We start from the raw sequence: 23,388 nt of genomic DNA, 5'->3' as shown, positions 1-23,388 counted from the left end.
CATCACGCCGCCTTCGACATCGATTTATACACCTCGGCGAGAATCTCGTAGGAGCGCACGCGCGCCGCGTGGTCGAAGCACTGGGCCGTCACCATCAATTCGTCGGCGCCGGTGCGGCGGATGAAGGCGTCGATGCCCTGGCGCACCGTCTCCGGCGAGCCGACGACGGCGCAGGACAGCGCCTGGGCAAGCATGCTCTTCGCCATAGGGTCGAGATCGCGGTCGTAATTCTCGACCGGCGGCGGCAATTGGCCGGGCCGGCCGCTGCGCAGGTTGACGAAGGCCTGCTGCAGCGAGCTGAACAGAAGCTTCGCCTCGGCGTCCGTCGGCGCGGCAAAGACATTGAGGCCGAGCATGACATAGGGCTTGTCGAGCTGCGCCGAGGGCTGGAAGCGCGTGCGATAAACCTCCAGCGCATGGTCGAGCTCGGCCGGCGCGAAATGCGAGGCGAAGGCGTAGGGCAGGCCGAGAAGCGCGGCGAGCTGCGCGCCATAGAGGCTTGAGCCGAGGATCCAGACCGGCACCGTCTGGCCTTCGCCGGGCACGGCGCGGATGCGCTGGCCTTCCTCGGCCGGCTGGAAATAGCCCATCAGCTCGACCACGTCCTGCGGGAAATTGTCGGCGGACTCCAGGTTGCGCCTTAGCGCCCGCGCGGTGAGCATGTCGGTGCCCGGCGCGCGGCCGAGGCCGAGATCGATGCGGCCGGGAAAAAGCGCGGCCAGCGTGCCGAACTGCTCGGCTATCACCAGCGGCGCGTGGTTGGGCAGCATGATGCCGCCGGCGCCGACGCGGATCGTCTTGGTGCCGCCGGCGACATGCGCGATCACGACCGACGTGGCGGCGCTCGCAATGCCCGGCATGTTGTGGTGCTCGGCCAGCCAGTAGCGCTTGTAGCCCAGGCGCTCGGCATGGCGGGCGAGGTCGAGCGAATTGGCAAGCGACTGCGAGGCGGTGCTGCCTTGCGCGATCGGCGACAGGTCGAGAACCGAAAGGTCCGTCATTGGTCAGGTCTCCACGATGCGTTTTTCCCTGAGCCTCGACTCGAAGGCGGGGCGGTCGGGAATGACGATGGCGAGCTGGTTCTCCAGCACGTCGGCGAGCTCAATGGCCGTCGCGATCTCGCGCTGCTCGTTGCGGCCACCGGCATGATGCGTCGACAGCCGATTGTTGCGCAGCGCATAGCGCCGGTCGGGCAAGGCGAGCGCGGCGACCAGCGTCGACAGGAAATGCGAGCTCGGATGCGTCGAGAGGAAGTGGCTGGCGACCCGGTAGTCGACCTCGTAGGCCTGGCTCATGTCGAAGCGGTAGAGCGTGCGCCACTCCTCGCCGATATCGGCCTGCAGGCGGAATTGTCCGCCGGCCTCGAAGAGGCGGAAGGTTTCGTGCGGCGTCCGCTGCTTCAGCCCGGCTTGCAAAAGCAGCGGCGCCGTCAGCGTCAGGCCGCCGAAGCCGACATCGGCAATGTAAGTGCGGCCGCCAAGCTCGACACGCAGCAGCATATGACTGCGCGCGGTGATGGCGTCATCCGGCTGGCCCCAGAGCACGCGGGCGGCGAGCCCGCTGACCGTGAAGCCCAGGGCGTCGAGCGCGTGCATGAAGATCAGATTGTGCTCGAAGCAATAGCCGCCGCGGCGCTGGCGAATAATCTTGTCCTGCAGCGAAGCGACGTCGAGGCCGACGGAGACGCCCATAAGCGCATCGATGTTCTCGAACGGGATCGCCCGCGGGTGGACGGCGTGCAGCGCCTGCAGCGTGGCGAGCGACGCCGCGGCCGGTCCGCCATAACCGATGCGGGCAAAATAGCCATCGAGATCGAAGTCGCTCATTCAGGGACGGTCCGGCTTGACCGATCCGATATAGGCACTGGTCACCGGCGTCGCAAACAATGGCCGGGGCTTGGGATTGGGCCAGCGTCAGGCGGCTCGATTGTGGTTGTTGTTATCGGCCGGCTCGTCATCGACGACAGAAGTGTGCTGCGCCGCCAGGAAATTGCCAAACGGGGCCAGGCTTTCGAAATGGTCGCAGAAGACCTTGATGACGACCAGCAGCGGCACCGCCATCAGCGCGCCGACAAAACCCCACAGCCATGACCAGAAAGCGATGGCGATGAAGATCGCCACGGCGTTGATCTCGAGTCGCCGCCCGACCACCATCGGCGTCACGAACTGGCCTTCGATGATATCGCACAACACCACGAAGGCCGGCGCCAGCAGCGCATAGGCGATCGTGTCGAAGCTGATCAGCGCGATGACGGCGACGATCAAGACGGTCACCAGCGCCCCGACATAGGGCAGAAAATTGAACAATGCCGCCATCGCCCCCCAAACCAGCGGATTCGGCATGCCGAGCGCCCACAGACCCAACCCGATCACCGTGCCGAGACTGACATTGATGACGGAGACCGTGAGCAGATAGTGCGAAATCTCGCGCTCGACATCATAGACGACGCGCAGCGCCCGCTTCTTCTGCGTCATGCTGGTGAAGGACTGGACGATCTTCTCGTAGAACAGCGTGCCGGACGCGAGCAGGAACAGCGACAGCACGAACACTATGGTGATCGCGGTGCCTGCTTCCAGGATGTTGCTCGCCGCCGTGGACAGGATGCCGGAAGGCGCCACCGCGACCCGCTGAAGCCCGGGTTCCTGCGATGTCTCGGTCAGCCCCTCCAATTGATGCGCGAGGTCCATCATTCGTTCGAGCGGCCGCTTGAACGGCGCCAGCCGCTCCGTCAGCTGCTGGCCGATCGAATAGGAGTTGTTGATGAGGTCGATGACCGGGCCGCTGAGCAGATAGCCGGCGCTGGCGAAAACGACGATGGAGAAGAGCACCAGCAGCGTCGCCGAGACCACTTCCGGGATACCGCGCTTGCGCAGGAAGCGCACGATCGGCGTCAGCGTCAACGCCAGCAGGAAGGCAAGTATCACCGGCATGAAGAAGGCGCGGGCGAAATACAGCGCCGCCGCCGTCAACAGAATGAAAATCCCGATCAGCAGCGACCGCATCAGGCGCATGTCGGCTCGCGCACCGGCGCGCGCGTCATGGCTTTCGGCAGCGCTCGCGTCCGAAGCGATCGGCTCGGCTTTCATCGGTTCCCTCAGGAGCACCGCAACCGGTGCAATCGCCGGGAAAACGTGTCCGCCGGGCCAAGGTTCCGTTAGCCGGCGATCATGGACGCCCTTCGGCTGCAGCAGCTCAGGCGCCAGTCACTCCCGACATTGGCGCCGGCGCGGCGGACGCCGCCTTCGCCGTCTCCTTGCGCACGAGCGGCGCCACCTTGGTGCCGTAGAGCTCGATCGCCTTCATGATCTTGGCGTGCGGCATCGTGCCGATCGCCATCTGCAGGAGGAAGCGGTCGTTGTTGAAGATCTTGTGCTGGGCGACGATCTTTTCCGCCACTTGCTCGGGATTGCCGACGAAGAGCGCGCCATTCGGTCCGCGCGCCTGGTCGAAATGGGCGCGCGAGCTCGGGCCCCAGCCGCGCTCGCGGCCGATGCGGTTCATCACCTCGGCCTGCGGTCCGTAGAAATCGTCGGCCGCTTGTTCCGTCGTCTCGGCAATGAAGCCATGCACGTTGATGCTGGTGGCAAGCGTTGCCGTATCGGTGCCGGCGCGGCGCGCCGCCTCGCGATAGATATCGAACAGCGGCGCGAAACGGGCCGGCTCGCCGCCGATGATGGCCAGAGCCAGCGGCAGGCCGAGCACGCCGGCGCGGGCGGCCGATTGCGGCGTGCCTCCGATGGCGATCCAGATCGGCAGCTTTTCCTGCAACGGACGCGGATAGACGCCGCGGCCATTGATCGGCGCGCGCAGCTTGCCCTGCCACGTCACCTTCACCTGGTCGCGGATGGCGAGCAGCAGGTCGAGCTTCTCGGCGAAGAGCTCGTCATAGTCTTCGAGATTGTAGCCGAACAGCGGGAAGGATTCGATGAAGGAACCGCGCCCGGCCATGATCTCGGCGCGTCCGTCGGACAGAAGGTCGAGCGTCGCGAATTGCTGGAAGACGCGGACCGGATCGTCGGAGGAGAGCACCGTGACCGCGCTGGTAAGGCGGATCTTCTTCGTGCGCTCGGCCGCGGCGGCAAGCGCCACGACCGGCGCGGAGGCGGCATAGTCGGGGCGGTGATGCTCGCCGAGCCCGAACACGTCGAGACCGACTTGGTCGGCCAGCTCGATTTCCTCGATGAGGTTGCGCAGCCGCTCATGCGGGCCGATGGCGCCGGGACCCGGCTCCGGACTGACGTCGGCGAAAGTGTAGAGACCGAGTTCCATTGGGTTATACCCTGAGATGTTCGCGTGGCGTTGCTTGTCGGCGCTAGAGGTAACGATCTGCCCCGCCGCCCGCCAGAGGCGCGATCTGTGAACAGTGCATCATGCATTGCCGCGCCGTATCCCTGCGGCAACAAGCCCGGATTTTTCATGGCTGGCATACCGATTTGGCGCTTGAACTCGCCGGTTTCGCGCGTATGTAAGCGTCGCAAATAGACTGCAGGGAAGTGCACTTGGCTATCTACAGGGAAAAAGACATTTTCGAGCGGCGCAACGCCGCGAACGAGGCAAAGAAGGCGCTGCTCGAGCGCTTCAAGGCAAGACCGGCGGCGGATGATCCGGCTGTGCTCGCCCGCCAGGCCGAACGCAAGGCGATCCTCGAGGCCCGCGCCATCCGCGAGGCCGAAAAGGCAAGACTGAAGCAGGAAAAGCTGGCGCGTGAAGCGGCCGAGAAGGCCGAGCGCGAGGCGATTGCCGAGGCGGCGCGTCTGGCCGCGGAAGCAGCTGCGGCCGAAGAGGCCAGGCGCCGCGAAGCCGAGGAGGCCGAGCGCATCGCGATCGAGCTCGCCGAGGAAGCGGCGCGCAAGGCTAAGCGTGACGCGCGCTACGCCGCCCGCAAGGCGCGCGTAGGCCGGACGCCTCCGGGCTTCTCCGCCCGCTAAGTTCGGGTTCTCGGAACCATGAGGTCAGGGTCGCCGAAAGCGGCCCTGAACGCGTTTGTGCCTAGAGCAATTCCAGGAGAGTGTGGGCGGTTTTCCGTCCGGACAGAGCGGTTCGCCGTTTTCCGTGAAACGATGAACCGCTCTGAAAATGCTCAGGCCACCAGTTTGAGGCCGATGATGCCGCAAACGATCAGACCGATGCAGGCGAGCCGCACGGCTGTCGCCGGCTCGCCGAGCAGCCAGATGCCGAGCAGCGCCGTGCCGACGGTGCCGATGCCCGTCCACACCGCATAGGTTGTGCCGACGGGCAGCGTCTTCAGCGCCAAGCCGAGCAGGCCGAGGCTGACGATCATCGAGACGATGGTGAGAAGGGTCGGCAGCGGCTTGGAGAAGCCGTCGGTGTATTTGAGGCCGATCGCCCAGCCGATCTCGAACAGGCCGGCGAAGAAAAGAAAGATCCAGGACATCGAAACACTCCGTCATTCCAGCATCGGTTGAGATGCTTGATGTGGCGGGTCGTCCCGGCCGGTTCTTCGGGGAAGCGAGGTCGTCCTCGCCGTCTGGATATAGGGTGCCCTTGTTTTTCGATCAACAAAACACCGGCAGCACGGTGATGCTGCCGGTTCAAGCCAGGATCGAGCCGGGCCGACCGAATCCGGCCGCTTACTTCTCCTTGATGCGCATCGCCTTGACCGGCGGCGCCTTCGGAGCCGGGGCCGCGGCGGGCTTCTTGGCATCCTTCTTCGGCTTGCGGGGTTCCTTGCCCGCCTTCATCGCACCTTTTGCCATGATTCGCTCCTCCGGTTTGTGGGCGATCCAAGTGAAACAAGAGAAATGCCGGACTGCAAGAGGCGGCATCTCGCCGACTCGGCGGTGTGGCCGGATGTCAACCGATTTCCCGTCGCCATGCTCATTCAACGCGCTGCGGCGGCTTGAACTTCCGATTGCCTGGCGCATTGTCTGTGGAGTTTCAGTGTCCCGCCAGGCTGGGGCAGGTCGGAGATCGAATGGCAGGACATAGCGGATCGAGACGCGTGATCTACGCCGCGCTTGCCGGCAATCTGGCGATCGCGCTCACCAAATTCGCGGCGGCAGTCTTCACCGGCTCGTCCGCCATGCTGTCGGAAGGCGTGCATTCGCTGGTCGACACGGGCAACGGCGCGCTGCTCCTCTACGGCATGCGTCGCGCGGCGCGGCCGCCCGACCGCACGCATCCGCTCGGCCACGGGCGCGAGCTCTATTTCTGGAGCTTCATCGTCGCGCTTCTGGTGTTCGCGCTCGGCGCCGGCGTGTCCTTCTACGAGGGCGTCATCCACATCATGGCGCCCGAACCGGTCGTCAACGCCAAGGTCAATTATACCGTGCTCGGCCTCTCCTTCCTTTTCGAGGGCAGCTCATGGCTGGTCGCGCTGAAGGAGTTTCGGCAGCAGAAAGGCAGGCAGGGCTGGCTGCAGGCCGTGCAGTCGAGCAAGGACCCCAGCGTCTACACGGTGCTGTTCGAGGACAGCGCCGCGCTGCTCGGCCTCATCGTCGCCTTCGCCGGCATCCTGTCCGCCGAACTCCTGGAGATCCCGGAGCTCGACGGCGTCGGCTCGATCGGCATTGCCATCATCCTTGGCGCCACGGCCATCTTCCTGGCGCGCGAGAGCAAGGGCTTGCTGCTGGGTGAACCCGCGTCGTCCGAAGTGCAGAAGAAGGTGCTTGAAATCGTCCAGCAGGATCCTGCGGTGCAGCGGGCGAACGGAATCCTGAGCGTCCATATCGGTCCGGAGGAAATCGTCGCCGGCTTGAGCATCGAGTTCGAGGACCATCTCACCGCGCCCGAGATCGAAGCCTGCGTCGAGCGCCTGGAGGCAAGGCTCAAGAAGGAAATGCCGCAAATCTCCCGGCTCTTCGTCAAGCCGCAGGCGACTGGCACATGGGAGCGGCGGCGCAAGACCATGGCCGAGGCCTCGGACGAGAGCTAGGTTCAACGCAGCGAAGTTTGTAAGGAGACAGGCGATGAAGATCGACGGCGGATGCCATTGCGGCGCGATCACCTATGAGGCTGAGGTCGATCCAGAGAAGACATCGATCTGCCACTGCACGGACTGCCAGCAGCTCACCGGCACGGCCTTTCGCGTCACCGTTCCGGCGCCGGAAAGCGACTACAGGATCACCAAGGCGCGCCGAAAATCTACATCAAGGTCGTGGCAAGCGGCGCCAGGCGGGCCCAGGCTTTCTGTGCCGACTGCGGCTCGCATCTTTACGCGACGTCGGTCGGCGACGGCCCGAAGGTCTATGGCGTGAGGGTGGGGACCGCCCGGCAGCGTCAGGACCTGGTCCCGAGACACCAGAAATGGCACCGGTCGGCCCTGCGCTGGCTTCCGGAATTCGAGGGCATGACGACGACGGAGGAGCAGTAGGGTTGGCGCAAACACCGGGGATTGCGTGCGCAAGCGCCCGATCGACACCTCACGAAGCGAACCCTTTCACCCCAAGAGCGTCTTCGTCCTTTTGCTGCCGCCCAGCTTGCGCCAATTGTTGAAGCGGTGGGTGGCGGCGGCGAAGGAGATCTTCATCTGCTGGGCGACGGTGTAGCGAGACTTGCCCTCGTCGAACATGCGGTAGCAGCACTCGACGCCTTCCTCGGTGAGCTTGCCGTCGGGCGTCTTGTTGTGCGGATTGGCGGGATCGAATTTCTCGATCTGTTGCTCGACCAGACCCTTGAGGCGCTGCAGGTCGGCCTCGATGCTGGCGATGAGGTCGAGAACGGGCTTCGCATCGAATGCGTGCGGCGGCTTCTTGTCCGTCATTCGGTAGATTCCTTCAATTTCGGCTGTTGCCACCCCATATAGGCGAACATTCGGCAATAATGAAGGGCTGGCCGAAGCGGGCTGGAGCAACCATTCGCGGGTGCGTCGACGGACCGGCGATTGACGCCCGGCAGGCAAGATCCTAGTTTAGAATCATTCTAAACAAGAGTGGTTTCATCATGCTTTCCCGTGTTTTCGGCTTCGGCCGCCGTTCCTTCGATTCGCTGTCGGAGCAGGAGATCCTGGCGCTGGCGATCTCTTCCGAGGAGGATGACGGGCGCATCTACCGCGCCTATGCCGATGGCCTGGCGCAAGACTTTCCGCAATCCGCGAAAGTGTTCGAGGCGATGGCCGAGGAGGAAGACGGCCACCGCGATTCGCTGATCGAGCTTTACCGCAAGCGCTTCGGCGAACGCATCCCGCTGATCCGGCGCGAACACGTCAAGGGCTATTTCGAGCGCAAGCCCGACTGGCTGGTGAAGCCGCTCGGCATCGAGCATGTGCGCCGGCAGGCCGAGGAAATGGAGCGGCAGGCCTATCGCTTCTATGTCGAGGCGGCCAAGCGCACCACCGACGCCTCGACGCGAAAGCTGCTTGACGACCTCGCCGTGGCCGAGCAGGGCCATGAGAGCTCGGCGCATGAACTGGAGCAGGAGCATGTGCCGGGCACGGTCAAGGTTGAGGAGGCCACGGCCGAGCAGCGCCAGTTCATCCTCACCTATGTGCAGCCCGGGCTGGCCGGATTGATGGACGGGTCGGTGTCGACACTGGCGCCGATCTTCGCCGCCGCCTTCGCCACCCATGCGACCTTCCAAACTTTCCTCGTCGGCCTCGCCGCCTCGATCGGCGCGGGCATTTCGATGGGCTTCACCGAAGTCGCCTCCGACGACGGCAAGCTCTCCGGTCGTGGCTCGCCGTTGAAGCGCGGCCTCACCGTAGGCATCATGACCACTTTGGGCGGGCTCGGCCACGCGCTGCCCTATCTCATCCCCTATTTCTGGACGGCAACCGTCGTCGCGGCGGTCGTGGTGTTCTTCGAGCTCTGGGCAATCGCCTTCATCCAGAACCGCTACATGCAGACGCCATTCTGGCGCGCCGCCTTCCAGGTGGTGCTGGGCGGCGCGCTGGTGTTCGGGGCCGGCGTGCTGATCGGGAATGCGTAGGCGCCGGCGCTCTCCTTCCCCCCTTGTGGGGGAAGGTGGATCGGCGCGTCAGCGCCGAGACGGATGAGGGGTGCTCAAGCGGAGTGAGACGTCGGCAAACTTGCCGTCTCCTCGAGCGTCGCCAAGCTGGAGCACCCCTCATCCGTCGCCTTCGGCGACACCTTCTCCCACAAGGGGAGAAGGAGAGCCGCGCCTACCCATTCACCGCCCTGCTGTCCGCAGGCGCCTCCGCCCTTTCCTCCATGCCGTAGTCGCGCACGACACGAGCGATACGCAGACGGTAGCCGGCAAAGATACCGCCGCGGCCGGCCTGCTGCGCCTGCCGGTGCTCCCCGGTGTTGCGCCACGCCTTCACCGCTTCCTCGTCGCGCCAGAAGGACAGCGACAGCATGCGGTCGGGATCGGTCAGGCTCTGGAAGCGCTCGACAGAGATGAAGCCGTCGATGCTCTCGAGCAGCGGCTTAAGGTCGGCGGCGATGCCGAGATAGGCATCGCGCTTCCCTTCCGCCGGCTCGACCTCGAAGATCACAGCGATCATGCCTCTATCCCTTCCTTGACCGTTACGTCGGTGCGAAAGAGCTGCCGCGGACCGTGCGGCCCGGAGACCAGCTTCAGGAAGACGCGATCTTCCTTCATGATGAACTTCTCGCGCCTGGCGAATTCGTAATTTGCCTTGGCCGTGGGGTCTTCGGCAAGCCGGGCGCGATAAGCCTCGTAGGCCGCAAGGCTCTCGATGTTGTAGGCGGCGTAAGCCGTGGTCGCCGAGCCTTCATGCGGCGCGTAGTAGCCGATCAGGTCGGCGCCGCAGCGCGGAATGGCCTGGCCCCAGGCCCGGGCATATTGCTCGAAGGCCGCCTTGCCGAACGGGTCGATCTCGTAGCGGATGAAGCAGGTGATGGTCATGTCGGGTCTCCTCGTCGGTTGGCTTGCGCACATCGATGCTTCGACCGGGATCGAAACGTCGCTTACGCCGCTGTGCTAGGCATTCTCCTTGTCAGGAGTGTTTGCCCGGGCTGCTTGAGATGGTCCCAGAATAGTGCTTCCCTGACGGGAATGCTTCGATGAGGATCAAACCATGCGTGAAGGACCCGATATTGCCCGCATCGCCAACCTGGTCGGCGACCCGGCCCGCGCCAACATGCTGAACGCGCTGATGGGCGGCACGGCGCTGACGGCGTCGGAACTGGCGCTGGAAGCCGGCGTGTCGCTGCCCACGGCTTCCTCGCATCTGTCGAAGCTGATGGAAGGCGGGCTGCTCACCTTGGCGAGCCAAGGCCGCCATCGCTATTACGGGCTTGCCAGCGCGCAGGTGGCCGGCATGATCGAGGCGATCATCGGCGTCGCCGAGGCCGTCGGCCCGAAACGGGTGCGGCCCGGTCCGCGCGACGCGGCCATGCGCGTGGCGCGGGTCTGCTACGACCACCTCGCCGGCGAGCAGGCAGTGGCGATGCTCGACCGGCTGTTCGACAGGAAGCTTTTGCTGCGCGAGGGCAATGAAATCCGGCTCTCGTCAGCCGGCGCCTCGCATTTTTCCGCGCTCGGCATCGAAACCCAGGCCAAGGCGCGGCGGCCGGTATGCCGCGCCTGCCTCGACTGGAGCGTGCGGCGCTCGCATCTCGCCGGCACGCTGGGCGCCGCCATCCTCGACAAGATCATCGGCGAGAAATGGGCGCGGCGCGACAAGGACAGCCGTGCGGTGGTGTTCTCGCCGAGGGGGAGGCAGGCGTTTGAGAGGCTGTTTCTGGCGTAGGGCTGCGCAGGAAATGACAGCCTTGCAACGTCGGCGCGAGGCACCCCCCTCTGCCCTGCCGGGCATCTCCCCCGCAAGGGGGAGATTGGCAGTTCTGGCGCTCCGCTATTCTTGCAACATTGGAGATTGGCGAAACCGGCTGAGCGCTCAATCTCCCCCTTGCGGGGGAGATGGCCGGCAGGCCAGAGGGGGGTGCTGTCCCGCCGACGTTGCGCGATCACCCCCGTTTCAACGCTTTCCCCAGCTTGAAGAACTCCTTCCAGGGATCGGCCTTCTTCAACTGCGCCAGCGTCGTCTCATCGCCAAGCGGGAAGGCATTCGGAGCCAGCCCCTTCTCGATCTCCGGCCAGGTCGCCGGCATCGATATCGTGGCGCCCTTCTTGGCGCGCGAGGAGTAGGGCGCGACCGTGGTCGCGCCGCGGCCGTTGCGCAGATAGTCGACGAAGATCTTGCCGGTGCGCGCCTTCTTCGACAGCGTCGCCGTGTAGCGGTCGGGCGCCGCCTGCTCCAGCGCGCGGGCGAAATCATGCGCGAAGTCCTTGACCTCGTCCCATTCCGCCGAGGGTTTCAGCGGCACCAGCACGTGATAGCCCTTGCCCCCTGAGGTCTTGACCAGGTTGGGCAGCGACAATTCGTCGAGCTGCCTGTGGATGTCGAGCGCCGCCTCGCGCACGCGGCCGACATCGACGCCTTCGTCCGGATCGAGGTCGAAGATGATCTGGTCCGGCTTTTCCAGCTGATCGATGGTCGAGCCCCAGATATGGACCTCGACCACGCCGTACTGGACAAGCGCCGCCAGCCCGTCGAAATCCTGAATGTAGAGGATCTCCTCGCCATCGGTCGGATCCTTCATGCGGGCGATCTTGGCGCTCATGCCGGGCGAGGCGTGTTTCTGGAAGAAGCGCTGGCCGTGGATGCCGTCCGGTGCGCGCACCAGGCTCAGCGGCCGGTTGACGACGAACGGCTCCATGCGCGGCCACACCAACGCGTAGTGGTCGAGCAGGTCCTGTTTCGAAACCTTCTCGTCGGGCCATAGCAGCTTGTCGGGATGCGAAAGTTTTATCGAGGTTTTCGCCTGTCCGGCCGAGGCCTTGGCAGGGCTTCCGCCCGGCCTTGCTTCGCTCTCGGCCTCTTTCGGCTTTTCCTGCACGACTTCCTCCGCCGGCTTGTCCTCGCGAAGCCCCTGGAAGGAGGCGTGGCGGATTATACGGTCGGACGTCCAACTGCGGAACTCCACCTCGCCGACAAGTTCCGGCTTGACGAAGGTGAGGCCTTTGCCTTTGGGCACAGCGGAGGAGAAGGGCGAGGTCTTCGTCTCGAGCCGATCGAGCTTCTTTTTCAGATCCGTCATCACCTTGCCGGAAAAACCGGTGCCGACACGGCCGGCGTAGTGCAGCTTGCCGCCGTCATTGAAGCCGACCAGCAGCGAGCGCAGGCCGCGGCCTGTCTTGTCGGAAGGCAGATAGCCGCCGATGACGAATTCCTGCCTGAGCGTGCATTTCGACTTGATCCATGTAAGGCCGCGCCCGCTGCGATAGGGCGCGTCGGCGCGCTTCGAGACCACGCCTTCCAGGCCCATGCGGCAGACATGCTGAAGCATCACCTTGCCTGGCTCGTGGAAATGATCGCTGAAGCGAAGCGCCGAATCCTCGGGCTGTTCGCCAAGCAGCTCGGCCAAAGCCTGCTTGCGTTCGACCAGCGGTTCGCGGCGCAGATCCTCGCCGTCGAGCCGCATCAGGTCGAAGACGTAATAAATGAAGCGGTCGGCACGGCGGGCCGACAGGTCCGCCTGCAGCATTGGGAAGGACGACACGCCGCTGTCGGCCAGCACCACGACCTCGCCGTCGATGATTGCGTCGCGGCATTTCAATTTGGCCAGCGCGGCGGTGATCGGCCCCTCGAACTTCCCGGTCCAGTCGAGCCCGGCGCGGGTGAGCAGCCTGACCTCGCTGCCCTCGATCTGCGCCTGCATGCGGTAGCCGTCGAATTTCACTTCGTGCAACCAGTCGTCGCCGCCGGGCGCATCCTTTTCCAGCGTCGCCAATTGCGGCTCGATGAATTCCAGCCGCCTCGCCTGCCCGGCCTTGGCCTTGCGGGCAGCCGGCTTGTTCGACTGCCAGACTTTCGGTGTCTGCCCCCTGGCAGCCTTGCCTTCACCAATCTCCTCGATGGTCAGGCCGGACTTCACCGATTTCGGTTCCCGCTGGAGAATATCCTCGCCCGGCCGGGCGGCGGCATCGCTGGACTTGATCAGCAGCCAGTTGTCGCGCTTCTCGCCGGGGCGGGGCTTCAGCCTGACCAGATGCCAGCGGCCGTTGAGCTTGTGGCCCTCGAGCTCGAAGTCGATATGGCCCTTCTTCATGCCCTTGGCCGGATCCCCGTCGGGCGTCCATCTGCCTTCGTCCCAGACAAGCACCGAGCCGCCGCCATATTGGCCCTTCGGAATTGTGCCTTCGAAGGAGGCGTAGTCGATCGGGTGATCCTCGACATGCACGGCAAGCCGCTTCTCATGCGGGTCCAGGCTCGGGCCCCGCGTCACCGCCCAGCTCCAGAGGACGCCGTCATGCTCCAGGCGGAAATCGTAATGGAGGCGGGTGGCGGCATGCTTCTGGACGACGAAAATGCCGCCGCCCTGTTTTTGCTTGCCGACCTTGCCGGACGGCTCGGCGGTTTTCCCGAAATCGCGCTTGGCGTGGTATTGCTCGAGGCTGGCCATGCCGCCACTCTCCTATGCGGATTTGCGCTTCGGCGCGGATGCCTTGGCCTTCGGCCGCCGCGCCGAAGCCTTGGACGAAGATTTGCCGGCTTTGCCGCCGCCTTCCGCGTCGAGGCTCTTCTTCAGCGCGGCGAACAGGTTGACCACGTTGGACGGCTTCGGCGGCGCCTTGGCCTTGGGCGCCTTCCTGCCGGCCTTCTTGGCGCGGATCAGCTCGAGCAGCGCCTCCTCGTAGCGGTCGTCGAACTTCGACGGGTCGAACTTCGTCTTCTTACCGTCGATGATGTGCTGGGCGAGGTCGATCATCTCCTTGTCGGTCTTGGCCGACGCGATGTCCTCGAACACCGTCGCCGGCCGGCGCACCGTATCGTCATAGCGCAAGGTGGTCAGCAACATGCCCTTGCCGAGTGGCTCGATCACCACCGGGCGTTCGCGCTGATAAAGCACGATGCGCGCCAGCCCCGCCATCTTCCTCGCCGCCATGGCCTCGCGGATGACCGTGAAGGCTTCTTCCGAGACCTTGTCGGCCGGCGAGACGTAGTAAGGCGTGTCGAGATATATCTGTTCGATCGAAGATTTCTCGACGAAGCCGTCGAGACTCATCGTGTGCGAAGATTCAATCTGCACCGCCTCGATCTCGTCTTCCTCGATATGGACGAAATCGCCGTCGCTCACCTCATAACCCTTGATCTCGTCACCTTCTTCCAGCGGCTTGCCGGTCCCGGCATCGACATAGATGCGTTTGACGGTGTTGCCGGTCTTACGGTTGAGGATGCGGAACGAGACCTTTTCCGCATGGGTGACGACATTGGTGAGCTCGATGGCGCAGGTGACCAGCGACAGTTTGAGATAGCCCTTCCAGGCCGGGCGAGGTGCCATGGCGAACTCCTGGCCAAATTCCGTGCGGCGCGATCCTACCGCAACGGCCAGGGGTTCGCTTGGGTTCCGGGGAGGGACGGCACGTGGCCTGTTATTCGGCGGCCTGCAGGTTCACCTTGCTTTCGGCGATCTCGGTGAGCTTGCGATCGGTCGCCTCTTCTTCCTTGAGGTTCTTGGCCAGCACGTTGGCGCAGTCGCTGCGGCCGAGCTGCTTGGCCCAGGCGATCAGCGTGCCGTAGCGCGTTATCTCATAATGCTCGACCGCCTGCGCGGAAGCGATCAGCGCCGCGTCCAGGACCTCCTTGTCGTCGACATCCCCGCTCACCTCGTCGGCTTCCGCGAGGATGCCGTCGATGGCCGGGCAGTCGACGGTCTTGGCCTTGACGCCATGCAGTTCGAACACCTGCTCGACCCGCTCGATATGACCCTTGGTCTGGGTGAGATGCTTCTCGAAGCCGGCTTTCAATTGCGGATCGGTCGCCTTGTCGATCATCTTCGGCAGCGATTTCTCGATCTGCTTCTCGGCATAATAGATGTCGCGCAGCGTGTGGATGAAGAGATCGTCCAGTGTCTTGATGTCCTTCGAAAAGAAGCCCATGGCGGTTGCCTTTCCATGTTTCGCATTGTCGGGAAGTTGCGCGGCGGGACAGCCGTCAACACCGGCCGGGTTCGCCCCGGCCTTGCGGGTCAACGTCGGCTTCCGTGACAGGTTCCTGTCCGGCCGGGCGGCGAAAGGAAATTTCCTGTTGCCGGATAAAGGTGAAACAGAAGCGCGGCCAAGCGACATCGGAACGAAACATATGTGATGCAAAAGTCACATAGCGCGGAAACGCGACGAAAGGCACCGAAAGACCGCGAATCAGCCGCAATCCGGCCACGATGCAACGACTTTCGGACCAGAAATTAACATCACGTTCACCGACTATTCACGCCTCGACGCTATGCTCTCGAACAATTCGGACGGGACATCCGAAAGCGGGACAGGGACTAAGTAAGATGAACTTCTGGAACCACATCGCCGGCTACGCCGCCGCCATTCGCGAATTCGTCGCGCCGACCTATCGGCCGGAGCGTTATTACATGCGCGGCCCGGGTCCGGCCTGCGCGCGCCGCGGCAACTCGCTGGGCGTCAGCGCCAACTGATCATGACCCGTCTACGCGCCCACCACAGCCGCATCTGCCGGCCGGCCGCCGACCAGCGCGCCACTACCTATCGCGCCGAGCGCCTGGTGCTCGCCGCCAACTGGCGTGCGACAACGCCGCGACTTTGACGCCGCCGCCGGCTGGCTTAGTGTGTCTCCTAGCTTAGTGTTTGGGGTCACAAGCAGCCGGGCCGCCATGACCGACCTGCCCGAACCGAACCGTCCCGCCTCTCCAAGCCAGGCCTATGACGCAAGCCAGCCGCTGATCGTCTTCGACGGCGTCTGCGTGTTCTGCTCGGGCTTCGTCCAGCTCATCCTCAGGCTGGACCGGGAAAAACGCTTCCGCTTCGCCACCGCGCAATCGCCACTCGGCGAGGCGCTGTTTCGCGAGCATGGCCTGCCGACCGACGATTACGACAGCAACCTCGCCATCATTGACGGCGCGGCCTTCACCAAGCTCGACAGTTTCGTCGCCGTCATGGGCGCGCTCGGCTGGCCATGGCGCGCGACGAGGGCGCTGCTCATCCTGCCAAGGCCGCTACGCGACTGGCTCTACGACCGCGTCGCCAGGAACCGCTACGCGCTGTTCGGCCGCAAGGAAAGTTGCGAGATACCTTCGGCCGAGTTGCGGGCGCGGCTGATCGGCTGACGGTGGTGCCGGCAACACTGGGGGCAGAGCATGAAGCTTCTCATCGTCGGCGGCTACGGCACCTTCGGCGGACGCATCGTCCAATTGCTGGAGAATGAGCCTCGGCTCGAGCTCATTATCGCCGGCCGGTCGCTGGCAAGGGCCGAGGCCTGCCGTAAGGAGCGAGGCACGACCAAGGCCCGGCTCGTGCCGGCGACGTTCGACCGCGACGGCGACCTCGGCGCACAACTCAGTGTCCTGCGGCCCGATATCGTCGTCGACGCCAGCGGGCCGTTCCAAGCCTATGGGGAGGGGCGCTACCGGCTGGTCGAAGCTTGTGTCGCCCAACGCATCCATTATCTCGACCTTGCCGACGGCTCGGACTTCGTCGCCGGGATTTCCGCCTTCGATGCGGCGGCCAGGGCGGCCGGCGTCGTCGTGCTCTCCGGCGTGTCGAGCTTCCCGGTGCTGACGGCGGCGGTGGTTCGGCGCCTCTCGGCCGGCATGGCGCGTGTGGAGAGCATTCGCGGCGGCATCGCGCCATCGCCCTTCGCCGGCGTCGGCGAGAACGTCATCCGCGCCATTGCGAGCTATGCCGGCCGGCCGGTGCGGCTGGTGCGGGACGGCAAGCCTGCCGAGGGTTACCCGCTCACCGAGCAGATGCGCTACACGATCGCGCCGCCGGGGCGCGTGCCGGTGAGGAACACGCTGTTCTCGCTGGTCGACGTGCCGGATCTGCGCGCCCTGCAGGCGCTGTGGCCGGAAGCGAGCACGATCTGGATGGGCGCCGGCCCGGTGCCCGAGCTGCTGCACCGGGCGCTGATCGGCCTGGCCTGGCTGGTCCGCGCCGGCCTCGCGCGGTCGCTGGCGCCGCTGGCGCCGCTGATGCATTGGGCGACCAACCGGCTGTCATGGGGCGAGCATCGCGGCGGCATGTTCGTCGCGGTCGACGGCGCGGATGCGGAGGGCAGGCCGATCAGGCGGTCCTGGCACCTGTTGGCCGAGGGCGACGACGGACCGCTGATCCCATCCATGGCGGTCGAGGCGATCGTCCGCAAGGCGCTCGACGGCCGCATGCCCTCACCCGGCGCGCGGGCGGCGACGCGCGATGTCGAGCTGGAGGACTATGAGGCGCTGTTCGCCGGCAAGACGATCCACACCGGCTTCAGGGACGACACCGGCAAGGCGAAGTCGCTCTATCCGGATCTACTTGGCGACGCCTGGAAGAGCCTTCCGGGCGAAATCAGCGTCATGCATGAGGGAACGACGATGGCGGACGGACGCGCCAGCGTCGAACGCGGCAGCGGCATGATTAGCCGGCTTGCCGCGCGCATGGCCGGCTTCCCGCCCGGCGCGCCCGATATCCCCGTCAAGGTACGTTTCGTTGCCGACGGGCAAGGCGAGAGCTGGATCCGCACATTCGGCGCGCATGGGTTTTCGAGCCGGCAGTTCGCCGGACGCGGCCGATCGGAGCGGCTGCTTTGCGAGCGCTTCGGCCCGCTCACCTTCGCCATGGCGCTGGTCGTCGACGGCAACCGGCTTCGGCTTGTGCTGCGCCGCTGGAGCTTTCTCGGCCTGCCGCTGCCGATGTGGCTTTGCCCGCGCTCGAACGCCTATGAAACCGTCGAGGACGGCCGCTTCCGCTTTCATGTCGAGATATCGCACCCGGCAGCCGGGCTGATCGTTCGCTATCGCGGCTGGCTCGTGCCGGCACGTGCTCCAACGGCGGCGGCGCCCGAGGCGGTTACCGCGGGTTGAGGCGTCCTTGCGCTCGTCGCGGCAAAGGGCGAAAATTTTTCCGAAGCCTGTCGAAATCGGCCGTGCCCGCGCGACATAGGTCGGCACGCGACGATGCGGCCTTCAGAAAACGGGAGAAGACCATGCGATACATGCTTTTGATCTATAATGACGAAGCCGCGATGGCGAACGCTCCGAAAGAGCAGACCCAGCAAGTGCTCGCGGCCTACGGCGCCTATACCGAGGCGCTCAAGAAATCCGGCGCTTATATCGCCGGCGAGCGGCTGCGCCCGACCCAGGCGGCCACATCGGTGCGGCTGGCCAGCGGCAAGACCAATGTGCTCGACGGCCCCTATGCCGACACCAAGGAGCAATTGGCGGGCTTCTACATGATCGAGGCGGCCGACATCGACACGGCCATCGAATGGGGTGCGCGCTGCCCCGCGTCCTCTACAGGCACGGTCGAGGTGCGCCCGATCTGGGAAATGGCCGAGTACGTCGCCGCCGCGGAGTGATCCGCTATGGATGATCGCTCGGGGATCGCGCGGGCGGCGGCGGAAGCGGCCGCCCGGCGCAGCTACGGCAAGCTGGTCGCATGGCTCTCGGCGCGTACGCGCGACGTCGCCGGCGCCGAGGACGCGCTGGCCGACGCCTTCGCGGCCGCGCTCGAACGCTGGCCCAGAACCGGCGTGCCGGAGCAACCGGAAGCCTGGCTGCTGTCGGTGGCGCGCCGGCGCGACGTGGACGCGGTGCGGCGGCGGCTGACCGGCGAGGCGGCGCGCGATCACCTGAGGCTGATCGCCGAAGAGATGGAGGCGCGCATGAACGGCGAGGAGCTGCCGGACGACAGGTTGCGGCTGATGTTCGCCTGCGCCCATCCGGCGATCGAGGCCAGCGTGCGCGCGCCATTGATCCTGCAGACGATCCTCGGCTTCGATGCCGCGACCATCGCCTCGGCCTTCCTGGTCTCACCGGCGACGATGGGCCAGCGGCTGGTGCGGGCCAAGGCGCGCATCCGCGAGACCGGGATTCCGTTCCGCGTACCGGAGCCGGCGGAGCTCGGCGAACGGCTGGGCGCGGTGCTGGAGGCGATCTACGCCACCTTCGCCGAAGGCTGGTCCGACCCGACCGGCACCGACAGCCGGCGGCGCAACCTCGCCGGCGAAGGCATCTGGCTTGGACGGCTCGTCGCCTCGCTTATGCCGGAGGAGCCGGAAGTGCTGGGACTCCTGGCGCTGATGCTGTTCGCCGAGGCGCGACGCTCGGCGCGGCGCGGCCCAAAAGGCGATTTCGTGCCCTTGGCGGAGCAGGATATCGCGCTCTGGGACGGCAGCCTGATCGACGAGGCGGAAACCTTGCTGGTGCGCGCCGCGCAAAGAGGGATCATCGGCCGCTACCAGCTGGAGGCCGCCGTGCAGTCCGCGCATACGGCGCGCCGGCGCGGCGGCGGCACGAATTGGACGGCGATCCGCCAGCTTTACGACGCCCTGCAAGCCGTGGCCGGATCGCCGGTGGTGGCGATCAACCGCGCGGTGGCGATCGCCGAAACCGAGGGCGCACCAGCCGGACTGGCGGCGCTTTATGTGCTGGGCGAAGACAGAAGGCTGCAGGACTACCAGCCCTATTGGGCCGCCCGCGCCGGCCTGCTCGCTAGGCTCGGCAATATCAAGCAGGCGGCGGAGTCCTACGACCGGGCGATCGGCCTCGAGCGCGACCCGGCGCTGCGCCGCTTCCTGCAGGGCGAGAAGGCGAAGATGGTTAGGGGTTAGGGCAGGAAGCCCCCTCCCGAAGAATGCAAACGGCGCAGAATTCTGCACCGTTGCGGCGCGTAACGTCACGGAATGGTCCTCGGGGTCAAGCCTGAGGACGACGAAAGGTTGCCTACGCCCCCAGCCCATCGAACAGGATGGTCGAGAGATAGCGCTCGGCGAAGGAGGGGATGACGACGACGAGGTTCTTGCCCTTGTTCTCCGGCCGCGAGCCGACGACGATTGCCGCCTGGAGCGCCGCGCCCGACGAGATGCCGACCGGCACGCCTTCGAGGCGGGCGACCAGGCGCGCATTGGCGACCGAATCCTCGTTCGACACCCTGACGATCTCGTCATAGATGGACGTGTCGAGAATTTTCGGCGCGAAGCCCGCGCCAATGCCCTGGATCTTGTGCGGGCCGGGCTGGCCGCCCGACAGAACCGGCGATGCCTCCGGCTCGACCGCCACGACCTGCAGCGAAGGCTTGCGCTTCTTCAGCACCTGGCCGACGCCGGTGATGGTGCCGCCGGTGCCGATGCCGGCGACGAAGATGTCGACCTCGCCATTGGTGTCGTTCCAGATTTCCTCGGCCGTGGTGCGGCGGTGGATCTCGGGATTGGCCGGATTCTCGAACTGCTGCGGGATGATGGCGTTGGGCAGCGTGGCGGCAAGCTCGTCGGCCTTGGCGATGGCGCCCTTCATGCCTTTCGGGCCTTCGGTCAGCACCAGCTCGGCGCCGAGCAGCGCCAGCATCTTGCGGCGCTCGACCGACATGGTCTCCGGCATGGTGAGGATCAGCTTGTAGCCCTTGGCGGCAGCGGCGAAGGCGAGCGCGATGCCGGTGTTTCCGGAGGTCGGCTCGATCAGGGTGGTCTTGCCGGGGGCGATCTTGCCCGCCTCCTCCAGCGCCTCGATCATGGCGACGCCGATACGGTCCTTGACCGAGGCGATGGGGTTGAAGAATTCGAGCTTGGCCAGAAGGTTGGCGACGATGCCCTTCTCCCTGGCGAACTTGTCCAGCCTGACCAGCGGCGTGTCGCCAATCGTCTCCGTGATCGAATTGAAGACGCGGCCGCGGCCGGGCACGCGCGCGGAGGTGACGGGCTTGTTCATTGGTTTCGCTCCCAGGGCAGTGGTACGGCTGACAGAATAAGGCTTTCAGCCGCGCAAGATAGGCCGAGGCTGGAAAATATCCGAGTGGGGCGGTTGCTCAAAAGCGCCCGCGACCGGAAATGCATTTCCCGCCGCCGCCGATTTCAGGAATGGTTTGGCTGAAATCGGGACAGTCACGCACCAAGCCGTGTTGATATTGACGTCAGGCCGGCCTCACCTGAATATCAATACACCTCGTTGACACACCTTATTGACGTGCAGCGATGGCGGCCGCCGCTCCCATCATGAAGCCGGCGGCGGTGCGGTTCAGGGCCTTCAGCGCGCGCGGCGATTTAAGGAACCACCGCGCCTTGGCCGCCAGCGCCAGGTAGGGCACCAGCACCACAAACAGAACCACCACGGTGAGCACCGCAAGGATGGCGTAGTCGGCGAACGTGATCGTCTTGAGATCAACGATGGTCGGCGTGATAGCGAGATAGAAGATCATCGTCTTCGGATTGCCGAGCGTCACCGTCAGCCCGGCGATGAAGCTCGACACCAGCCCGCCCTTGGCCTTCCGCGCCTCGACGGTTTCGGGCGTGATGCCGCCGGTCCAGAAGCGCCAGGCAAGGAAGGCAAGATAGGCGACGCCGGCCCATTTGATGGCGAGGAAGACCATGCCGAAGGTCTGGGCGACGAAGGCGAGCCCGAGCACCACGGCGGTGAGATAGGTGAGGTCGCCGAGCATCAGGCCGAACGACATGGCAAGCGAGGAACGGAAGCCGGAGCCGAGCGCGCGGGCGACCAGCGCCGTGACGCCGGGGCCTGGAATGGCGGCGGCGACGCCGAGGGCTGCGCTGTAAGCGAGGAATCCGGTGAGTGTCATGGTTTTGGCCTGGGATCGCGACGCGTCTATTGCACGAAACGGAACGGGAATGAATTCGCTTAGATCCGGATTCGTTTGCGCCAGCTCCCTCATCCGGCCGCTGCGCGGCCACCTTCTTCCCGAGGGGAAAAGAGTTGGCGCCGGCGCTTGTCTGCTCCTCACCCCTTGGGGAGAGGTCGGATTGCCCCGAATTGCTGTTCGTAATTCGGATGGCAATCCGGGTGACGGTGAGCCCGCTGCAGCGACCGGGCGCTACCCGCCATAGGTAATCCGCCAGATCGTGCCGTTGCCGTCCTCAGTGAGGATCAGCGCGCCATCCTTCGCCACGGCCACGCCGACCGGCCGGCCCCAGACCTCGTCGTCCGAGATGACGAAGCCGGTGGCGAAATCCTCATATTCGCCGGTCGGCTTGCCATCCTTGAACCTCAGCCGCACTACCTTGTAGCCGGTGCGGACATTGCGGTTCCACGAGCCGTGCAGCGTGACGAAGGCGTCGCCTTTGTAGTCGGCCGGGAAATTGCCGCCGTCGTAGAAGGCGATGTTGAGCGGCGCCGAATGCGCCTGGATCAGCACGTCCGGAACCGTGACCTTGCCGGTGAGATCGGGGCGCGCGCCCTCGTGACGTGGGTCCTCATTGTCGCCGATATAGTACCAGGGCCAGCCATAGAAGGCGCCTTCCTTCACCGCGGTCGCGTATTCGAAAGGGGTGTTGTCGCCAAGCTCGTCGCGCTCGTTGACGACGCACCAGAGCGCGCCGGTCGCCGGCTGTACGGTCATGCCTGAGCAATTGCGCAAGCCGGTGGCGACCGTCCTGCGGTTGTTGCCGTCGGGATCGAAGGCGAGCACATCGGCGCGGCCCTGTTCCGCACCCCAGGCCTCGCCCAGCGGCTGCGTTTTCGCCCATTCCTCGACACCGCCCTTCGGCTTCGCCCCCATATCCTCGGCGATGTTGGAGCCGGAGCCGACCGACAGGTAGAGCGTCTTGCCGTCGGGTGAGAAGGCGATATCGCGCGTCCAATGGTGGCTGGCGGGCACCTTGGCGACGATGGTTTCCGGCTTGCCCGACGCTTCCAGGTCGCCGTCGCGGTAGGGGAAGCGGACCACGCTGTTGCTGTTGGCGATATAGACCCATTGCGGCTTGTCGCCCGGCGGATAGAAGGCGATGCCGTAGGGCCGGGTCAGGCCCTTGGCGAAGATCGACTTCTGCGCGGGCTTGCCGCTGCCTTCCGCCAGCCGGTAGACGCGGACCTGGTTCGCCCGGCTATCGGCGACGAAGAGATCGCCATTCGGGGCCACGCGCACGACGCGCGGGCTGTCGATGCCGGAAGCGACCAGCTCGGCGGAAAAGCCGGGCGGGAGCTTCGGCTTGGCATCCTCCGGGCGATCGGTGACGCCGCCGCCATTGGAGGCGGACTCCGCCATATCGGGTTTCGGCAAATCCTCCGGCTTCAGCAGCCGGCGCACGCCCGGGCGGTCGGCCTTCCAGTCGCCGAAGGCTTTTTCGCCGCGAAGCAGGGGCTGATCGGCCTGCTGCGCGAAGGCCCCGGTGGCAAAGATCAGCGCGAAGCCCGCAAGCCCGGCGATCCGCATCATGCTGTCCTCCGTCGTCTGCTGACGCGCCTCACTCGATCAGGCGCCAGAGACAGGAAATATTGGGCAAGCGCTCGAAAAGAGAAGCCTGCGCACGCGGTTTTGACGGAGCAGAGGTTCAAGCCTCTTCGGCATCCAGGTCGTCGTCGAGGCGCTTTTCCAGCTCGACGAGGTCCGTCGGCAGAGGCAGGCCCATGGCGCGGAGTTCCCGCAATTTCTCGCGCAGCTGCTCCTGGATCTCGTGCTCGTCCTCGGGCTGGTTGATCATTTCCTGAAGCAGGAGGTCGATCTGGGCCTTGATTGCTTCCAGCGCCATTTTTCCGGCCCCCTTGA

26 protein-coding genes and 1 pseudogene are annotated in these 23,388 nt (G+C 65.3%); 11 read left to right on the top strand and 16 right to left on the bottom strand.

From position 1 onward, the window contains the following. Positions 1–2 precede the first annotated feature (2 nt). The 4 genes from MJ8_RS00370 to MJ8_RS00355 form a co-directional block, all read right to left on the bottom strand. Positions 3–1,001, bottom strand: a complete 999-nt coding sequence (locus tag MJ8_RS00370; protein WP_201412573.1) for an LLM class flavin-dependent oxidoreductase — start codon at positions 999–1,001, stop codon at positions 3–5. Positions 1,002–1,004: 3 nt separating this feature from the next. Next, positions 1,005–1,826, bottom strand: a complete 822-nt coding sequence (locus tag MJ8_RS00365; RefSeq protein ID WP_201412572.1) for an arylamine N-acetyltransferase family protein — start codon at positions 1,824–1,826, stop codon at positions 1,005–1,007. 87 nt (positions 1,827–1,913) lie between these two features. Continuing rightward, positions 1,914–3,086 (bottom strand): AI-2E family transporter, encoded by a 1,173-nt coding sequence (locus tag MJ8_RS00360; protein WP_201412571.1) that lies wholly within the window; start codon positions 3,084–3,086, stop codon positions 1,914–1,916. A gap of 106 nt (positions 3,087–3,192) precedes the next feature. After that, positions 3,193–4,269 carry an LLM class flavin-dependent oxidoreductase gene (locus MJ8_RS00355; RefSeq protein ID WP_201412570.1) on the bottom strand — a complete coding sequence of 359 codons (1,077 nt, stop codon included), beginning with the start codon at positions 4,267–4,269 and terminating at the stop codon, positions 3,193–3,195. Positions 4,270–4,499: 230 nt separating this feature from the next. Between MJ8_RS00355 and MJ8_RS00350 the strand changes: the two genes are divergently transcribed. Then, positions 4,500–4,928 (top strand): DUF6481 family protein, encoded by a 429-nt coding sequence (locus MJ8_RS00350; RefSeq protein WP_040999338.1) that lies wholly within the window; start codon positions 4,500–4,502, stop codon positions 4,926–4,928. A 152-nt stretch (positions 4,929–5,080) separates the two neighbouring features. On the opposite strand, the gene sugE is transcribed toward MJ8_RS00350, so the two are convergent. Together sugE and MJ8_RS32520 are read right to left on the bottom strand one after the other, a co-directional pair. Beyond that, positions 5,081–5,395, bottom strand: coding sequence for a quaternary ammonium compound efflux SMR transporter SugE (gene sugE, locus MJ8_RS00345; protein ID WP_201412569.1), 315 nt, complete (start codon positions 5,393–5,395; stop codon positions 5,081–5,083). A 196-nt stretch (positions 5,396–5,591) separates the two neighbouring features. Beyond that, positions 5,592–5,717, bottom strand: a complete 126-nt coding sequence (locus tag MJ8_RS32520) for a hypothetical protein (RefSeq protein WP_082953831.1) — start codon at positions 5,715–5,717, stop codon at positions 5,592–5,594. A gap of 218 nt (positions 5,718–5,935) precedes the next feature. Between MJ8_RS32520 and MJ8_RS00340 the strand changes: the two genes are divergently transcribed. After that, positions 5,936–6,895: a cation diffusion facilitator family transporter gene (locus MJ8_RS00340; RefSeq protein WP_201412568.1), complete on the top strand. Its 960-nt coding sequence runs from the start codon at positions 5,936–5,938 to the stop codon at positions 6,893–6,895. 106 nt (positions 6,896–7,001) lie between these two features. Next, positions 7,002–7,333: pseudogene (locus MJ8_RS00335) on the top strand (GFA family protein). 66 nt (positions 7,334–7,399) lie between these two features. On the opposite strand, the gene MJ8_RS00330 reads toward MJ8_RS00335, so the two are convergent. Then, positions 7,400–7,723 (bottom strand): hypothetical protein, encoded by a 324-nt coding sequence (locus tag MJ8_RS00330; RefSeq protein WP_040999331.1) that lies wholly within the window; start codon positions 7,721–7,723, stop codon positions 7,400–7,402. A gap of 179 nt (positions 7,724–7,902) precedes the next feature. Between MJ8_RS00330 and mbfA the strand changes: the two genes are divergently transcribed. Further along, positions 7,903–8,886, top strand: coding sequence for an iron exporter MbfA (gene mbfA, locus MJ8_RS00325; protein WP_201412567.1), 984 nt, complete (start codon positions 7,903–7,905; stop codon positions 8,884–8,886). Positions 8,887–9,079: 193 nt separating this feature from the next. Here mbfA and MJ8_RS00320 read toward each other — a convergent pair whose 3' ends face one another. Both MJ8_RS00320 and MJ8_RS00315 read right to left on the bottom strand, forming a co-directional pair. After that, entirely contained in the window at positions 9,080–9,424 is a 345-nt protein-coding gene (locus MJ8_RS00320) for an antibiotic biosynthesis monooxygenase family protein (RefSeq protein WP_201412566.1), read from the bottom strand. Then, complete coding sequence (locus MJ8_RS00315) at positions 9,421–9,789, bottom strand: NIPSNAP family protein (protein ID WP_201412565.1); 369 nt, start codon at positions 9,787–9,789, stop codon at positions 9,421–9,423. The genes MJ8_RS00320 and MJ8_RS00315 overlap by 4 nt, the downstream gene beginning before the upstream one ends. Before the next feature lie 172 nt (positions 9,790–9,961). Between MJ8_RS00315 and MJ8_RS00310 the strand changes: the two genes are divergently transcribed. Further along, positions 9,962–10,636, top strand: a complete 675-nt coding sequence (locus MJ8_RS00310; protein ID WP_201412564.1) for an ArsR/SmtB family transcription factor — start codon at positions 9,962–9,964, stop codon at positions 10,634–10,636. A 217-nt stretch (positions 10,637–10,853) separates the two neighbouring features. Here MJ8_RS00310 and ligD read toward each other — a convergent pair whose 3' ends face one another. The 3 genes from ligD to MJ8_RS00295 all read right to left on the bottom strand — a co-directional run bounded on the left by ligD (position 10,854) and on the right by MJ8_RS00295 (position 14,829). Continuing rightward, positions 10,854–13,352: a DNA ligase D gene (ligD, locus tag MJ8_RS00305; RefSeq protein ID WP_201412563.1), complete on the bottom strand. Its 2,499-nt coding sequence runs from the start codon at positions 13,350–13,352 to the stop codon at positions 10,854–10,856. Between the two features lie 12 nt (positions 13,353–13,364). Continuing rightward, the gene (locus tag MJ8_RS00300; RefSeq protein ID WP_201412562.1) at positions 13,365–14,231 is read right to left on the bottom strand and encodes a Ku protein; all 867 of its coding nucleotides are present in this window, start codon (positions 14,229–14,231) and stop codon (positions 13,365–13,367) included. 91 nt (positions 14,232–14,322) lie between these two features. Beyond that, entirely contained in the window at positions 14,323–14,829 is a 507-nt protein-coding gene (locus MJ8_RS00295; protein ID WP_140752398.1) for a ferritin-like domain-containing protein, read from the bottom strand. 398 nt (positions 14,830–15,227) lie between these two features. Between MJ8_RS00295 and MJ8_RS00290 the strand changes: the two genes are divergently transcribed. The 6 genes from MJ8_RS00290 to MJ8_RS00270 all read left to right on the top strand — a co-directional run bounded on the left by MJ8_RS00290 (position 15,228) and on the right by MJ8_RS00270 (position 19,507). Then, on the top strand, positions 15,228–15,374 hold the full coding sequence (locus MJ8_RS00290) for a hypothetical protein (RefSeq protein ID WP_108702809.1): 147 nt from the start codon (positions 15,228–15,230) through the stop codon (positions 15,372–15,374). 2 nt (positions 15,375–15,376) lie between these two features. Next, the gene (locus tag MJ8_RS32515) at positions 15,377–15,502 is read left to right on the top strand and encodes a hypothetical protein (protein ID WP_263649576.1); all 126 of its coding nucleotides are present in this window, start codon (positions 15,377–15,379) and stop codon (positions 15,500–15,502) included. A gap of 67 nt (positions 15,503–15,569) precedes the next feature. Then, positions 15,570–16,022 (top strand): thiol-disulfide oxidoreductase DCC family protein, encoded by a 453-nt coding sequence (locus MJ8_RS00285; protein WP_201412561.1) that lies wholly within the window; start codon positions 15,570–15,572, stop codon positions 16,020–16,022. Between the two features lie 30 nt (positions 16,023–16,052). Then, complete coding sequence (locus MJ8_RS00280; protein WP_201412560.1) at positions 16,053–17,759, top strand: SDR family oxidoreductase; 1,707 nt, start codon at positions 16,053–16,055, stop codon at positions 17,757–17,759. A 122-nt stretch (positions 17,760–17,881) separates the two neighbouring features. Then, positions 17,882–18,253, top strand: a complete 372-nt coding sequence (locus tag MJ8_RS00275) for a YciI family protein (protein WP_201412559.1) — start codon at positions 17,882–17,884, stop codon at positions 18,251–18,253. A 6-nt stretch (positions 18,254–18,259) separates the two neighbouring features. Further along, positions 18,260–19,507, top strand: a complete 1,248-nt coding sequence (locus MJ8_RS00270) for an RNA polymerase sigma factor (protein WP_201412558.1) — start codon at positions 18,260–18,262, stop codon at positions 19,505–19,507. A 112-nt stretch (positions 19,508–19,619) separates the two neighbouring features. Here MJ8_RS00270 and cysK read toward each other — a convergent pair whose 3' ends face one another. The 4 genes from cysK to MJ8_RS00250 all read right to left on the bottom strand — a co-directional run bounded on the left by cysK (position 19,620) and on the right by MJ8_RS00250 (position 23,371). Then, entirely contained in the window at positions 19,620–20,600 is a 981-nt protein-coding gene (cysK, locus tag MJ8_RS00265) for a cysteine synthase A (protein ID WP_201412557.1), read from the bottom strand. Between the two features lie 247 nt (positions 20,601–20,847). Next, positions 20,848–21,465, bottom strand: coding sequence for a LysE family translocator (locus tag MJ8_RS00260; RefSeq protein WP_201412556.1), 618 nt, complete (start codon positions 21,463–21,465; stop codon positions 20,848–20,850). A 252-nt stretch (positions 21,466–21,717) separates the two neighbouring features. Next, positions 21,718–23,058, bottom strand: a complete 1,341-nt coding sequence (locus MJ8_RS00255) for a PQQ-dependent sugar dehydrogenase (RefSeq protein ID WP_201412555.1) — start codon at positions 23,056–23,058, stop codon at positions 21,718–21,720. 115 nt (positions 23,059–23,173) lie between these two features. Next, positions 23,174–23,371, bottom strand: a complete 198-nt coding sequence (locus MJ8_RS00250; protein WP_201412554.1) for a hypothetical protein — start codon at positions 23,369–23,371, stop codon at positions 23,174–23,176. Between the last annotated feature and the right edge of the window lie 17 nt (positions 23,372–23,388).

It is taken from the genome of Mesorhizobium sp. J8 (genome assembly GCF_016591715.1).
GTDB lineage: Bacteria > Pseudomonadota > Alphaproteobacteria > Rhizobiales > Rhizobiaceae > Mesorhizobium.
Note: the sequence above shows the minus strand (reverse complement) of the source record. Positions and strands in the feature narration are given on the sequence as shown.